This window comes from Nonomuraea bangladeshensis (assembly GCF_039529455.1).
Classification (GTDB): domain Bacteria; phylum Actinomycetota; class Actinomycetes; order Streptosporangiales; family Streptosporangiaceae; genus Nonomuraea; species Nonomuraea bangladeshensis.
On sequence record NZ_BAAAMV010000005.1, the window covers coordinates 309,103 to 322,908 of the forward strand.

Sequence of the window (13,806 nt, forward strand, 5' to 3'; positions counted from 1 at the left end):
AGGCGACGAGACCGGAGGTTGGACTATCGGAGCTCAATGGGAATGCTCCCCCATCAATCTGTCGGCCCCTTCGGCGATCATCTCGGCCGCGAGGCGGCGGCCCAGGCTGACAGCCTCCGAAGGAGAGCCGGCGGCGGACTTGCGGACCGCCTCGCGGCCGTCGAGCGCGACGACCGTGGCGGTCAGGTTCAGAGTGTGCCCGTCATCGACCGCGTACGCACCCACGGGCGCGGCGCAGCCCGCCTCCAGCGCGGACAGTACGGCGCGCTCGGCGGCCACCGCGGAGCGGGTGCGCGGGTCGTCGAGCACGCCGAGGAAGGCGACGAGCTCGGTCAGGTCGGCGCGGCACTCGACCGCGAGCGCGCCCTGGCCGGGGGCCGGCAGCAGCTCCTCGATCTCGAAGATCTGGGCGATCTCGGCGCCGCGGCCGAGCCGGTCGAGCCCGGCCGTGGCCAGCACGACCGCGTCGAGCTCGCCGGAGGTGACCTTGGCGATGCGCGTGTCGGCGTTGCCGCGGATCGGGACGTATTCGAGGTCGGGGCGGAGCGCGCTCAGCATGGCGACGCGGCGCGGCGAGCCGGTGCCGACGCGCGCCCCGGCCGGCAGGTCGGCGAACTTGGCGTGCGCGATCAGCGCGTCGCGGTGGTCGTGGCGCGCCGGGAGCGCGGCCAGGACGAAGCGCGGGTCCTGCTTGGTGGGCAGGTCCTTCAGCGAGTGCACGGCGAAGTCGATCTCGCCGTCGAGCAGCTTGTCGCGCAGCGCGCTGACGAACACGCCGGTGCCGCCGAGCTGCGCGAGATGCGCCTTGGTGACGTCGCCGAACGTGGTCACCCCGACGAGCTCGATCGCGCGGCCGGTGCGCTCGGTGTAGGCGTCTGCCACCATCTGGGACTGGGCGGTCGCCAGCTGACTGCGGCGCGTGCCCAGCCGGAGGGGTTCGGGCGTCACAGCTCCACCTCTCTCACGGCCTCGGGCATCTTCGGGTCCAGGTTGAACAGCTCACGCAGCGCCTCCGCATAATGATCGCCTCCCGGGCAGGTCGCCAGCTGCTTGACACGCACAGTCGGCTCGTGGAGCAGCTTGTCCACGACGCGCTGCACGGTCATCGCGACCTCGTCGCGCGCCCGGGCGTCGAGGTCGGGCACGCGCATCAGGAGCCGGCCGAGCTCGGACTCGACCACCCCCGCCGCCTTGCTGCGGAGCGCGACCACGGTCGGGGTGACCTTGGCGGCGCGCTCGGCGTCGAGGTAGGCGCGAAGCTCCTCGACGACCAGGGCGCGCACGGACGCGACCGCGTCGACCTCCCGCGAGCCGATGCCGGACTCCTGAATCGTCTCCAGGTCGACCAGCCGGACCCCCGGCACCCGGCGCACGGCCGGGTCGACGTCGTGCGGCAACGCGAGGTCCAGCAGGAACGTGGGTCCGCCCAGCATATCCGGCGTGATGATGTGCCTGCCCGCTCCGGTGCAGGTGATCACGATGTCGGCGGCGGCCAGCTCGGCCGGCATGGCGGCGAACTCGACGGCCCGGCCGCCGACGTTGGCGGCCAGCCGGGCGCCCCGCTCGTACGTGCGGTTGGCCACGACGATGTCGGTGACCCCGGCGCGCTGGAGCGTGACGGCGGCCAGCGAGCTCATGGAGCCCGCGCCGACGACCAGCGCCCGCCGGCCCGCGATCTCGCCCGCCAGCGCCAGCCCGGCCGTGACGAGGGAGGCCCCGGCCTGGTCGATGCCGGTGTCGGTGTGCGCCCGCTTGCCGACCCGCAGCGCCTGCTGCACCAGCTCGTTGAGCGTGGCGCCGACGGTGCCCTGGCGCTGGCCGAGCTTGAGCGCCTGGCGTACCTGGCCGAGGATCTGGCCCTCGCCGACCACCATCGAGTCGAGGCCGCACACCACGGAGAACAGGTGCTCGACCGCGCGCTCCTCGTAGTGCACGTAGAGGTGCGGGGTGAGCTCCTCGACCGGGACGCCCGTGTGCACGCCGAGCAGCCCGGTCACGGCCGTGAGGGCGGCGTGGAACCGGTCGACGGTGACGTAGATCTCCACCCGGTTGCAGGTCGACACCACCATGGCCTCGGCCACGGACGCGTCCCTCTGGACGTCGTGGAGGAGCTTGACCAGCCGGTCGCCGGTGAGTGAGACCCGTTCAAGCAGCGCCACCGGCGAGGTGCGGTGGCTGAGTCCGACGGCCAGGATGCTCATTGACTGTCCACCGCCATGAGTGGCCCTCCAGCTTTGCGTTGCTCGTGGAACGCGAGAATCTGCAGTTCGATGGATAGATCGACCTTACGGACGTCGACGGTGTCCGGCACGGAGAGCACGACGGGGGCGAAGTTGAGGATGCTGGTCACGCCCACGGCGATCACGCGATCGCAGACCGCCTGCGCCGCTTCCGCCGGTGTCGCCAGAACCACGATCGAGACTCCACGCCGTTTGACGACGGCTTCCAGTTCGTCGATGTGCTCAACATTCAACCCCGCTATGGTGTCGCCCACGACTTCGGGGTCGGCGTCGATCAGTGCCGCCACCCGGAAGCCGCGTGAGACGAACCCGCCGTAGTTCGCCAGCGCGCGGCCGAGGTTGCCGACGCCGACGATGGCGACCGCCCAGTCCTGCGTCAGGCCCAGCTCGCGGGAGATCTGGTAGACGAGGTACTCGACGTCATAGCCTACGCCCCTGGTGCCGTAGGAGCCGAGGTGTGACAGATCTTTGCGCAGCTTCGCGGAGTTGACCCCGGCGGCCACGGCGAGGTCCTCGGAGCTGACCGTCGCCACGCCCCGCTCCGCCATGCCGTGCAGCGCCCGCAGGTACAGCGGCAGCCGCGCGACCGTCGCCTCGGGGATGCCTCGGTCACGGGGCTGGGACGTGCTCTTCACGCGCCGGAGCTCCAGGGGACGGGCGGCGGGGAGCCGCGGGGACGGATTAGAACCGTCTTTCAGGTTAATCCCTTTGTGAACCGATGCACAAAGTAGCGGCGGTACGGTTGCCATATGCACCGCATCACCTTGCTCGGCAAGCCCGGCTGTCACTTGTGTGAGGACGCGCGGGAGGTCATCGCCCGGGTGGCCGGCGAGCTGGGCGTCCCCTGGGAGGAGATCAGCATCGACTCCTCCGAGGAGCTGAGGGAGAAATACTGGGAGATGATCCCGGTCACGCTCATCGACGGCGTGCAGCACGACTTCTGGCGGGTCGACGAGACCCGCCTGCGCGCGGCGCTCAGTACGTAGGTTCAGTACGTAGGCTCAGTACGGGACCGTGGGGAGCGGCACCACCTTCGCGGCGTTGACGTCGAGCTCGATCACGTTGGTGGCCAGCACCATCGACTGCCGCTCGGTGACGAACCGCTCGACGTGCGGCTGCCGCTGGTGGTCGCGGTAGGCGACCTCGTCGCGGTAGAGCTCGTAGACGATGCGCTGCAGCGGGGCCGACTTGACGGAGTGGCAGGCGTAGACGAGCGTGTCGGGCTCGCCGCGGCGCACGCCCTCGACCGTGGCCTCGGCCAGCCGGTCGAACGCCTCGCCCGCGCCGTCCATGATCGTGAACACGGTGAGCAGGCCGTAGATGTTCGGCGACAGGCGGCCCCCGGCGGGCTGCGGGCCGGGCTGCGGGCCCGGTTGCCGGCCCGGCTGCTGGGGACCGGACGGGGAGAACAGGTCGGCGCCGGAGAAGAGCATGCCGGTGGCCGGGCCGGCCGGGGGCGGGGTGGGCGGCATCGCGTACTCGGGGCGCTGCGGCGGCATGGCCTGCGGGCCCGAGGGGCCGCCGGGCATCGGGCCGCCGTTCATGATGTAGCCGGTCGCGGGGCCGTCCTCGGGCGGGGGCGGCGTCATGCGGGCGGCGTAGTCGACGTCGCGCTCGCCGGCGCGGTATTCGGCCACCAGGTCGCCGAGGCCGGTGGGCCGGCGGGGCGCGGCGGGCGGCAGGTCGGCGGCCGGCACGGGCTCGGGCATGGCCCGGCGCCCGCGCGGGACCGTGCGGTCGTGGTCCTCGGGCGGCATCCCGCGCCGGTCGCCGCCGTGCCTCCCGGGGGCGTCGTGGCCGTGCCGCGCGGCGGGATCGTGGCCGTGCCGTGCGGCAGGATCGTGGCCGTGCCGTGCGGCCGCGTCGTGGCCGTGGCGGGCCCGGGCGTCCTGGCCGCGTCTGGCGGGCTCGTCACGGTCGTCGAAGTCGTCTTCCTCGTCGTCGTACGGCGCCAGCGGCCGCAGCACGGTGTACCAGACCGCCGCGGCGGCCACCGCGAGCAGCGCCGTGGTGAACAGCGGGGGCACCGTGAAGCGCATCGCGCCCACCAGGGCGATCCCGGACGGCGCGATCACCAGGGAGGCGTGCAGGTTGTCGGTGTCGTACTCGTCGCCGCCCCGCCATTTGAGCGCCGCGACCACCAGCATGGCCAGCATGATCACCACGGCGACGACGTGCACGCCGATCAGCAGGTAGCCGGGGAAGATGCCCCAGAGCGTCGGCCCCGCGGGCAGTTTCTTGCCCGTCACCTCGGACTTCAGCGGGTCGAAGATCATGATGGCGCCGGTGACGATCGTCAGCGCGATGCCCATCAGCCACGCGAGGAAGCGCGGCGGCACCCGCTCGGCGAGGAGCTGGATCATGCCGACGGCCAGCCACAGCGGCGCGAGCAGCGACCCCGTCACCTGGTAGATCCGGAACGTCACCGCCCCGAACCCGATCAGGCCGCCGATGCCGACCGCCGCCAGCGACAGGCACAGCGCCCCGGCCGCGACGGCCCAGCCGATCAGCCAGCCTTCGGGCTCGTCGCGCAGCCGTTTGATCAGGGCGCCTGTCGCGAAGGCGGCGAGGAGCGCACCGGCGAACCCGAGGACAGCAACGAGGATCTCCATGGTGACTCCAATGCTGCCGGACGATGCCTCCCAGCCGGTAGCCGAAGAGGGAACAGGTCGATCCTCACGGTATCCGGCGGTTACACCAAGTCATGCAAGTAGCTTGTGGATTGTGGAATTTCCGGTTGATTTCTAGAGTGTTCGAGCACGCCGCACCCCTTACCCCTAGGGATACCGGATGCCTGACTCGTCACCGTTCGCCGGGCTGCTGGTGCCAGCGCTCGCTGCGCCTGCCCGGACGGGCGAGTTCGCCGTGCGCGAAGAAGCGCCGGAACCCGAGGTGGACGCAGCCGCCGACGTGGACGTACGGGACCTCGTCCTGGACGCCAAGAACGGCTGCACGGAGTCGTTTGGCACGCTCTACGACCGCTATGTGGACCTCGTCTACCGCTACATCTACTTCCGGGTCGGCTCTCACCAGCTCGCCGAGGACCTGACCAGCGAGACCTTCCTGCGGGCGCTGCGCAGGATCGCCGACTTCACCTGGCAGGGCCGCGATTTCGGCGCCTGGCTCGTGACCATCGCCCGAAACCTGGTAACGGATCACTTCAAATCGGGGCGATATCGGCTGGAAATCCCTACCGGGGAGATCATCGACGTTCCGCTCGACGGCTCGCACATCCCGGAGAACGCCGTGGTCACGGCCATCATCAACGACCGGGTGCTGCGGGCCGTACGAGAGCTCAATCCCGAACAGCAGGAAGTGGTCGTCCTGCGTTTCCTGCACGGACTCTCGCTCGCGGAAACCGCGTTGATCATGGGGAAGAAGAGTGGAGCGATCAAAGCGCTGCAGTTCCGGGCCATCCGCGCGCTGGCCCGAGCGCTCAAGCACGACCTGGCGTAACCTCCACCATCCACCCGTCGTTAGGCAGGTGTCACGGCCAGACGGGAGCGACTGTCATGCGTAGGGCGCGCAGGCGGCGGGAGCGCGTGCTCGAACACCTCACGGAGCTGCGGAGCCTGCCCATAGGCGGGGCCCCGGAGCCGGCCTTCCGCGCGCGGCTGCGCGCCGAGCTGCTCTCCCGGCACCTGGCCGAGCAGTCGCCCCACCCGTTCCCGTCCGTCGCCGCCACTGACCTGTCCCCGCTCCCCTCCTCCCCGGGCCGGCACGCGCGGCCCCGCACCTCCAGGCGGCGGGCGCGCAGGCGGCCGATGCTGTCCCACCTGGCCTCGTTCGGGCTGGCGGCGGGGATGATGGTCTCGGCGTTCGCGACGTACCAGTCGGTGCCCGGCGACTCGCTCTACCCGCTCAAGCGGGCCGCGGAGAGCACCCTCGTCCGGCTCAGCGCCGACGACGCCGAACGCGGCGAGCGCGAGCTGGACTCCGCCAAGACCCGCGCCAAGGAGGTCGCCAGCCTGCTCGGCTCCGCCGACGACGGCCCGCTGGTCAGCGAGACGCTGAAGGACATGGAGGACTCCACCCGCTCGGGCATCAGCCGCCTCGAACGGGCCGAGCCGCGCTCGCCGAAGATCAAGAAATTCGCACGGGACCAGAAAGAGATGGTCAGCCCCATGCTTCCGCAGCTCAACGGCGACCAGCAGGCCCAGGCGGAGGGCTATCTGCACTACATCGAAGGTCTGGTCGCGCCACAGTAGGTAGCTAAGCTGAGGCCCATGCGGCTTTTTGGACGACGACACCAGATCGAGCCCGAAGCTGCCGGCGAGGCGGCGGCCCGGGCGGCGGTCACCGTCGCGCCGGCCCAGCCGGTCGAGCCCGACCTGGAGGCGGCGGCCTTCTTCGACGTGGACAACACGATGATGCGCGGCGCCTCCATCTACCACTTCGCGAGGGGCCTCGCCACGCGCGGCATGTTCACCACCTCCGACCTGTTCAAGTTCGCGGTGGGCCAGGCGGTCTTCCGGCTGCGCGGCAGCGAGAACCCCGAGCACATCGCGGTGGCGAGGGAGACGGCGCTGGCGTTCGTGGCCGGCACCAAGGTCGACGACGTCGTCCGCCTCGGCGAGGAGATCTACGACGAGGTGATGGCCGACCGCATCTGGAGCGGCACCCGCGCGCTCGCCCAGTCCCACCTCGACGCCGGCCAGCGGGTCTGGCTGGTCACCGCCACGCCCGTCGAGCTGGCCAGGGTCATCGCGCAGCGGCTCGGGCTGACCGGCGCGCTCGGCACCGTCGCCGAGACCGGCAACGGCATCTACACCGGCCGGCTGGTCGGCGACCTGCTGCACGGCCCCGCCAAGGCCGAGGCCGTGCGGGCGCTGGCCCGGCGCGAGGGCCTCGACCTCACCCGTTGCACCGCCTACAGCGACTCCGCCAACGACCTGCCGATGTTGTCGCTGGTCGGCCACGCGGTGGCCATCAACCCCGACAGCGAGCTGCGCGAGCACGCGAGGAAGCACGACTGGCCCATCAAGGACTTCCGCACGGGCCGCAAGGCCACGCTGAAGGCCCTGCCGATCGCGGCGGGCGTCGGGGCGATCGCGGGCGGCGTCGCGGCCGGCATGGCGCTGCGCCGCCTCTACCGCCGCGTCTGACCCGCCGCCCGCTCCCCCCGTCACTTCAGCGACTCGAACAGCTCGCGGGCCTGGCGCTGCCGCCACTCGACCCGGTTCCGGTCGAGCTTGGCGGGCCGCACCGGCACGACGGTCATGCTGATCTTCGCCTCCGTCAGCTGCCCCGCCAGCGCGGCCATCTCCTCCACGCCGAGATCGGTACGCACGGACTTGCGCACCTCGGTCAGCACGGCCTTGAGCCGGTCGTTGTCCAGGGCCGCGCTCTGGGCCTTCTTCGCCATCACGCGCAGGAGCTGCGCCTGCCGCTTGATGCGGCCGAGGTCCGAACCGTCTTCCTGGGCCCGCGAGCGCATCCACCCCAGCGCCGCCTCGCCGTCCAGCGTGACCTTGCCGGCCGGCAGCTTGAGCTTCGCCCGCGGGTCGACCACCGGGCGGCTCAGGGTGAGCTGCACGCCCCCGAGCGCGTCCACCACGCCCTTGAACCCGGTGAAGTCCACCTCGATCGTGTGCTTGAAGGTGAGCCCCGTCAGCTTCTGCAGGGTCTGGCGCAGGCAGGTCAGGCCGCCCGGCCGGTCGTACGTGGAGTTGATCATCCCGACGTGGGCCGGCTCGCCCGCGCAGCCCTGGATCCGTACCAGCGAGTCGCGGGGGACGCTGACCGCCGTCACCGCTCCCCTGTCCTCGGGCACGTGCAGGATGATGATGCTGTCCGCGCGCCGCCCGCCGCCGTCCGGCTGACGGGCGCGCCAGGGCCCGTACGCCGCGTTCTCGCCCTCGACGCTGTCGGAGCCGACCAGCAGGATGTTCATGGCGCCGCTGACGTCCACGTCCCGCGCTCCGGCGGGGGGCACCGCGACCGGCCGTTCGTGGGCCAGCAGCAGCGTCGGCACCACGACCGCGGCGGCCGTGGCGACGGCCACGAGACCGGCGGTCCACCAGGTGGCCCACCACCGCCGGGCGGGGCGGGCCCGCAGCAGGCGCTCGCGCTGGCGGACGAGCGTCGCGGGCGGCTCGTGCTCCAGCTGCGCGCCGAAGTCGCGGAGCAGCTTCAGGTCGTCCATCGTCACTCCTCCTCCGCCATCGGGTTGGTGTCGCCGAGCGCGGCCCGTACCTTCCGCCTGCCCCTGTTGAGGCGGGAGCGCACGGTGCCGACGGGGATGCCGAGCGCCTGCGCGACCTCCTCGTACGTCAGATCGCCCCAGGCGATGAGCAGCAGCACGTCGCGGTCCTTGGCGGACAGGGACGCGAGGGCGCCGGCCAGCTCGCCGCGCACCGCCTGGGCGCTGACCCCGGCGGCCACCCGGTCGGCGGGCGACTCGATCATGTGCTCGACCGGCGCGCGCAGCAGCGCGCGGTAGCGGGCGGCCTCGCTGCGGTGGTGCCGGGAGATGAGCTTGGTGAGGATGCCGAACAGCCAGGGACGGGCGTCCGGATAGGCCAGGTCGTAGCTCCTCCTGCGGGAGAAGGCGACCAGGAAGGTCTCGCCGACGAGATCCTCCGCGGGCTCGGGACCGAGCCGTTTGGAGACGTAGCGGTAGAGCATGCCGGCGTAGCGGTCGAACAGCTCGGCGAACGCCTCGGGTTCGGTCCATGAGGCGTTCACGAGCTCCGCGTCCGCGCCTCGGGTGGCGGGTTGCAGGATCATCTCCGCCCTTCTCTGGGGGAACGGTCGGAGATGTATCGCCACAACGGGCCGCCGGGGTTCACGGCGGGCGCGCGGTCAGAGGAACGGCGGGAAGGCGTGCCCGCGGCGCAGCCGCAGCTCGTTGAGCATCTGCTGGATGACCTCGCGCACGTGGTCGGTGACGTTGAAGACGAGCATGGGGTCGTCTGCGGCCTCGGGCTCGTAGTGGTCGGTGCGGATCGGCTCGCCGAACTCGATCATCCACTTCGACGGCAGCGGCACCAGCCCGAGCGGCCCGAGCAGCGGGAAGAACGGCGTGATCGGCACGTAGGGCAGCCCGAGCAGCCGGGCCAGCGACTTCACGTCGCCGACCTTGGGGTAGATCTCCTCGGCGCCGACGATGGCCGTGGGCAGGATGGGCACCCCGGCGCGGATCGCCGAGGCCACGAAGCCGCCGCGGCCGAAGCGCTGCAGCTTGTAGCGCTCGGAGAACGGCTTGCCCACGCCCTTGAAGCCCTCGGGGAACACCCCGACCAGCTCGCCCTTGCGCAGCAGCCGGTCGGCGTCCTCCCGGCAGGCCAGGGTGTGGCCGGTCTTGCGGGCCAGGTGGCTGAGCAGCGGGAGCTGGTAGACGAGGTCGGCGCCGAGCAGCCGCAGCGGCCGGTGCACGTCGTCGTGCATGGCGACCTGGAGCATGAGCGCGTCGATCGGCAGCGTGCCCGAGTGGTTGGCGACGACCAGCGCGCCGCCCTCCTCGGGCACGTTGTGCAGCTCGACCGTCTCGACCCTGAACCAGTGGTTGTAGAGGGGCCGGACGAGCTCCAGGAAGACCTTGTCGGTCAGCTCGGCGTCGTAGCCGAACTCGTCGACCTCGTAGTCGCCGTCGATCCGCCGCCGGAGGAAGGCCAGCAGCTCGGCGAGCGGGTCGGGGTCGTCGGCCTGCTCGTAGGAGGGCGCGGCGGTGATGGGAATCACACGGCCGTCGTCGTCCTCGTGGGAGACGCTCAACTGGGCACACCTCCGAGCGGGTGCAGGCCCCGCGAGCGCAGGAAGTCGTCGAAGGCCGCCCCGGTGCTGAACTTCGGCTTCCAGCCGAGCTCGGCCTCCAGGCGGGAGGTCTCGACCGCGCGGCCGTAACACATGAGCTTGAGCTGCTCGGGTGAGTACTCGACCAGCCCGAGACGGCGCGCGGCGTTGCCGAGCGCCTCGAAGGCGGGCGTGAACAGCGGCATCGACAGCCGGCCCGCCCTGCGCACGCACTGCGACAGCAGCAGCACGCCCGCCCCGGCCACGTTGAACGTGCCGGGGTGGTCCTCCGTCGCCATCCGGCGCAGCACCTCGACCGCGTCGTCCTCGTGGACGAACTGCAGCCGCGGGTCGAAGCCGAACACGGTCGGCAGCACCGGCTGGGTGAAGTAACGCGTCAGGGGCGAGTCGACACCCGGCCCCATGAAGTTGGCGAAGCGCAGCAGTGACACGGTCACGTCGGGACGGCGGCGCGCGAAGCCCCGCACGTAGCCCTCGACCTCGCACGCGTCCTTCGCGTAACCGTGGCTGGGGCCGTCGTGCGGCTCCAGGTCCTCGGTGAAGACCGCCGGGTCCCGCGGTGACGAGCCGTAGACGGCGGTGGTGGAGCGGACCACCACCCGCCGCACGGTCGCCGACCGCTGGCAGGCGCCGAGCAGCTGCATGGTGCCGATGATGTTGTGCTCTTTCATGGCGGCCCTGCCACCGCCCCGCGAGGGAGCGCTGACCAGGCTCATGTGCACAACGGTGTCGATGTCCGCGGCCGCGATCACCTGCGCGATGTCGGGGCTGCGCAGGTCGACCCGGACGAACTCGGTCCGGCCCAGGGAGACACCGCCGTCCCGCGTCAGCGAGGGGGGCGGCACGGTGTCCACTCCGATGACCCGGTCGATGTCCGGGTCGGCGGCCAGCATGTTCGACACACGGGCGCCGATGTGGCGCGAGACCCCGGTGACGAGCACGGTGTGGGTCATCAGCGCCTCGCAGCTGCGTTGGTTACTTCTTGTTACGCCGCTGGATGCGCGTCTTCTTGAGCAGCTTGCGGTGCTTCTTCTTGGCCATCCGCTTGCGGCGCTTCTTGATCACAGAGCCCACGGGACCCCCAGGTACTGATAGCAAGTCTGAATCGGAGTGCGAGCGCACACCGGGTCACAGACTACCGGCGATCCACGGTAGATCGCCCCTCGGGGGGCGAGAGCCCCGGCCGCGCGTGGCGAGCGGCCGGGCTTCTCCCGCGACAGCACTCACGGCGTGACCATCACGTCGCTACGTCAACCTGCCTCGATGTAGGCCTCCCGCAGATAGTCGTGCACCGCCTGCTCGGGCACTCTGAACGACCGGCCTACCCTGATGGCCGGGAGCTCGCCGGAGTGTACGAGCCGGTACACCGTCATCTTGGACACCCTCATGACCGTCGCGACTTCTGCCACGGTCAGGAACTTCACCTCGCTGAGAGGTCTTTCGCCTGCACCCATCGGACGCCTCTTCCGCACGTGTTTCCGGGTTATCCCCACTGGTGCCATTGCTCACGCACGTGTACTGCCGTCAGCGTAAGGCGGGACTCCGAGTGCGCAAACCCCCTATTTTCTCTCTTGACGGAGCCGTCTGTCAGCCGAACCAGAGAAATCGCTGGTGAGCAGCGGACCGAGCACCTCGCCTGGACCTTGGAACTGTCCAAGATGCCACACATAAGAGTCGCCGGAGCCCTGTCAAAAGTTGGCAAAGGGACGGCGAGCCGCTTGGAATGCGGGCGCGAAAAGACGGTATCGAGCTGACCGAATTGAACTCACAGGGCAGATGAGACCAGAGTGACCAATCGCTCGGTGAGCGGAGCGTAAAAGCGCGGTAGCACGTTGTCGTCCAACGGCACGACCACGTCGATCTTTCCTTCGGCCTCGCCGACGAACAGGCCGGGGTCGTTGCTGTCGGCGAAGGCGACCGTCGGCACCCCCGCCTCGCCGGCCGCGCCCGCCCAGCCGTGGTCGGCGATCACCAGGTCGGGCAGGTCGCCGTCCAGCTCGTGCAGCATGTGACGCATCGGCGCGGCGTCGTGGGTGTGGACGAAGTTGCCCCGGTCGTCGAGCATCGCGACGTCCTGGAGGTAGCGGATGCGGCGCGGGCGGCCGAATCCTGAGCCCGCGTACGTCCAGCCCTCGCCGGGCGTCAGCAGCCGCGCGCCGCGCCGCTCGCAGAGCGCCGCGAGCGGCAGGTGGACCGCCAGCAGCCCGGTGGGGTGACCGGTCGCGAACAGGATGCGCGGCTCGGGCCGGGCCAGCACCGCCGCGATGCGCTCGGCCATGGCGTCGAGGGCGTCGATCGTCAGCTCGGGGTCGATGGTGTCCTGGCCCCAGCGGTGGCCGGGGTCGCCGACGACGCCCGCGGACTTGGCCATGAGCGCGAGCACGTCCCGATAGGACCACGGGTGGTCGAAGCTCAGGCCGAGGGCGTAGTAGGGGTCGCCGTTGGCCAGGGAGCTGTAGTGGTCGAGGTTGTTCTCACGGGGGGTCGCGACGTCGCCGGCGATGCGGGTCCGTACGAGGTGATCGCGGAGTTGGTCGCGGCTCAGCACAGCTTTCCTTCGCAGAACATCGGCGCCAGGGCCTGGGGTCTAGGGCATCGGGTCGAGGCCGTGCAGGGGGAACACCGCTTTGCGGGTCGCCATGACCGCACGGTCGATGGGGTCCGCTGGGTCATAACCTGCCGAGATATCACGAAATTCCGGGTTTCGGCCGTCGGTCATGGTCAGCGGGGGCGTCTCGCCGGTGCGCTCCCTGACGTACCGGCGCCATTCCTCGCTGGTCGGCGTGGCCGGGTCGATCGGATGGCCCGACGCCTCGGCGAGCAGGTGCGTCCACGCCCTCGGGACGACCTGGACCAGCTCATAGCCGCCACCGCCGACCGCGATCCACCGCCCGCCCGCCGTCTCGTGGGCCAGGCGGTGCAGGGCGGCGTAGGCGGCGCGCTGGCCGTCGACGCTCAGCATGAGGTTGGCGAGCGGGTCGAGCGCGTGGCTGTCGCAGCCGTGCTGGGTCACCAGCACCTCGGGACGGAACTCGTGCAGCAGCGGCGGCACGACCGCGTGGAAAGCCCTCAGCCAGCCCGCGTCGCCGCAGCCGGCCGGCAGCGCCACGTTGACGGCCGTGCCCTCGGCGCCGGTCTCCTCGGGGAAGCCGGTGCCGGGGAACAGCGTGCGCGGGCTCTCGTGCAGGCTGATCGTCAGCACCCGGGGGTCGTCGTAGAAGACCGTCTGGACGCCGTCGCCGTGGTGGACGTCGACGTCGACGTAACCGATGCGGCTCACCCCGCGCTCCAGCAGCCAGGCGATGGCGAGCGCGGGGTCGTTGTAGACGCAGAAGCCGCTCGCCATGGCGGGCATGGCGTGGTGGAGCCCGCCCGCGATGTTGACGGCGTGCTCGGCCGCGCCCTCCCAGATCGTACGGGCGGCGGCCAGCGACGCGCCCGCGATCAGCGCCGACGCCTCGTGCACCCCTTTGAACGCCGGGTTGTCCGTGGTGCCGAGCCCGCAGCCGAGGTCGGGCGCGCCGGAGACGGACACCCTCTTGACAGCCTCGACGTAGTCGCGCTTGTGGACCAAGGCCAGCTCGTCGTCGCTCGCCGGGTCGCAGCCGGCCAGCTCGACCCGGTCGAGCACGCCCAGGTGGCGGGCCAGCGCCATCGTCAGCTCCACCCTGACGGGCGCCAGTGGATGGGTGGGGCCGAAGTCGTAGGAGGTGAGAGCGTCGTCCCAGATCACCCGTACCGACCGGCTCATGCCAACCCCTCCACGTGCCGCCTCGCCTTGGGGCGACGTTACCGCAGCGCGGACTTCGCG

The 13,806-nt window shown here is 71.0% G+C and carries 16 protein-coding genes; 4 read left to right on the forward strand and 12 right to left on the reverse strand.

Annotated features, from left to right (window positions below):
- Positions 1 to 33: 33 nt before the first annotated feature.
- The 3 genes from hemC to ABD292_RS17345 are packed head-to-tail and all read right to left on the reverse strand — an operon-like array spanning position 34 to position 2,875.
- Positions 34 to 948, reverse strand: a complete 915-nt coding sequence (hemC, locus tag ABD292_RS17335) for a hydroxymethylbilane synthase (RefSeq protein WP_344208289.1) — start codon at positions 946 to 948, stop codon at positions 34 to 36.
- A complete protein-coding gene (locus ABD292_RS17340; RefSeq protein WP_344208290.1) occupies positions 945 to 2,201 on the reverse strand; it encodes a glutamyl-tRNA reductase in 1,257 nt (418 codons plus the stop codon). Before ABD292_RS17340 ends, hemC begins: the two co-directional genes overlap by 4 nt.
- Positions 2,198 to 2,875 carry a redox-sensing transcriptional repressor Rex gene (locus ABD292_RS17345; protein ID WP_329586937.1) on the reverse strand — a complete coding sequence of 226 codons (678 nt, stop codon included), beginning with the start codon at positions 2,873 to 2,875 and terminating at the stop codon, positions 2,198 to 2,200. Before ABD292_RS17345 ends, ABD292_RS17340 begins: the two co-directional genes overlap by 4 nt.
- A 114-nt stretch (positions 2,876 to 2,989) precedes the next feature.
- Here ABD292_RS17345 and ABD292_RS17350 point away from each other — a divergent pair, with 114 nt between their 5' ends.
- Positions 2,990 to 3,226 (forward strand): glutaredoxin family protein, encoded by a 237-nt coding sequence (locus tag ABD292_RS17350; RefSeq protein ID WP_091091351.1) that lies wholly within the window; start codon positions 2,990 to 2,992, stop codon positions 3,224 to 3,226.
- A 15-nt stretch (positions 3,227 to 3,241) separates the two neighbouring features.
- Here ABD292_RS17350 and ABD292_RS17355 read toward each other — a convergent pair whose 3' ends face one another.
- On the reverse strand, positions 3,242 to 4,852 hold the full coding sequence (locus ABD292_RS17355) for a putative quinol monooxygenase (protein ID WP_344208291.1): 1,611 nt from the start codon (positions 4,850 to 4,852) through the stop codon (positions 3,242 to 3,244).
- 178 nt (positions 4,853 to 5,030) lie between these two features.
- On the opposite strand from ABD292_RS17355, the gene ABD292_RS17360 reads away from it, so the two are divergent.
- The 3 genes from ABD292_RS17360 to ABD292_RS17370 are packed head-to-tail and all read left to right on the forward strand — an operon-like array spanning position 5,031 to position 7,345.
- Positions 5,031 to 5,696 carry a sigma-70 family RNA polymerase sigma factor gene (locus ABD292_RS17360; RefSeq protein WP_344208292.1) on the forward strand — a complete coding sequence of 222 codons (666 nt, stop codon included), beginning with the start codon at positions 5,031 to 5,033 and terminating at the stop codon, positions 5,694 to 5,696.
- Between the two features lie 56 nt (positions 5,697 to 5,752).
- Positions 5,753 to 6,448, forward strand: a complete 696-nt coding sequence (locus ABD292_RS17365) for a DUF5667 domain-containing protein (protein WP_344208293.1) — start codon at positions 5,753 to 5,755, stop codon at positions 6,446 to 6,448.
- Between the two features lie 18 nt (positions 6,449 to 6,466).
- Positions 6,467 to 7,345: an HAD family hydrolase gene (locus ABD292_RS17370; RefSeq protein ID WP_344208294.1), complete on the forward strand. Its 879-nt coding sequence runs from the start codon at positions 6,467 to 6,469 to the stop codon at positions 7,343 to 7,345.
- A gap of 20 nt (positions 7,346 to 7,365) precedes the next feature.
- Here the strand turns inward: ABD292_RS17370 and ABD292_RS17375 are convergent, their stop codons facing one another.
- The 8 genes from ABD292_RS17375 to ABD292_RS17410 all read right to left on the reverse strand — a co-directional run bounded on the left by ABD292_RS17375 (position 7,366) and on the right by ABD292_RS17410 (position 13,746).
- Positions 7,366 to 8,385: an LCP family protein gene (locus tag ABD292_RS17375; protein WP_344208295.1), complete on the reverse strand. Its 1,020-nt coding sequence runs from the start codon at positions 8,383 to 8,385 to the stop codon at positions 7,366 to 7,368.
- A 2-nt stretch (positions 8,386 to 8,387) separates the two neighbouring features.
- Positions 8,388 to 8,969 (reverse strand): RNA polymerase sigma factor, encoded by a 582-nt coding sequence (locus ABD292_RS17380; protein WP_329586954.1) that lies wholly within the window; start codon positions 8,967 to 8,969, stop codon positions 8,388 to 8,390.
- 75 nt (positions 8,970 to 9,044) lie between these two features.
- Positions 9,045 to 9,956 carry a lysophospholipid acyltransferase family protein gene (locus tag ABD292_RS17385; protein ID WP_425565112.1) on the reverse strand — a complete coding sequence of 304 codons (912 nt, stop codon included), beginning with the start codon at positions 9,954 to 9,956 and terminating at the stop codon, positions 9,045 to 9,047.
- On the reverse strand, positions 9,953 to 10,948 hold the full coding sequence (locus ABD292_RS17390; protein WP_344208296.1) for an NAD-dependent epimerase/dehydratase family protein: 996 nt from the start codon (positions 10,946 to 10,948) through the stop codon (positions 9,953 to 9,955). The genes ABD292_RS17385 and ABD292_RS17390 overlap by 4 nt, the downstream gene beginning before the upstream one ends.
- A gap of 22 nt (positions 10,949 to 10,970) precedes the next feature.
- Positions 10,971 to 11,069 (reverse strand): 30S ribosomal protein bS22, encoded by a 99-nt coding sequence (locus ABD292_RS17395; RefSeq protein WP_018654693.1) that lies wholly within the window; start codon positions 11,067 to 11,069, stop codon positions 10,971 to 10,973.
- Positions 11,070 to 11,245: 176 nt separating this feature from the next.
- Positions 11,246 to 11,449: a helix-turn-helix domain-containing protein gene (locus tag ABD292_RS17400; RefSeq protein ID WP_026214222.1), complete on the reverse strand. Its 204-nt coding sequence runs from the start codon at positions 11,447 to 11,449 to the stop codon at positions 11,246 to 11,248.
- A 311-nt stretch (positions 11,450 to 11,760) separates the two neighbouring features.
- Entirely contained in the window at positions 11,761 to 12,543 is a 783-nt protein-coding gene (locus ABD292_RS17405) for a phosphatase (RefSeq protein WP_344208297.1), read from the reverse strand.
- A 39-nt stretch (positions 12,544 to 12,582) separates the two neighbouring features.
- Positions 12,583 to 13,746 carry an acetoin utilization protein AcuC gene (locus tag ABD292_RS17410; RefSeq protein ID WP_344208299.1) on the reverse strand — a complete coding sequence of 388 codons (1,164 nt, stop codon included), beginning with the start codon at positions 13,744 to 13,746 and terminating at the stop codon, positions 12,583 to 12,585.
- Positions 13,747 to 13,806: the final 60 nt, after the last annotated feature.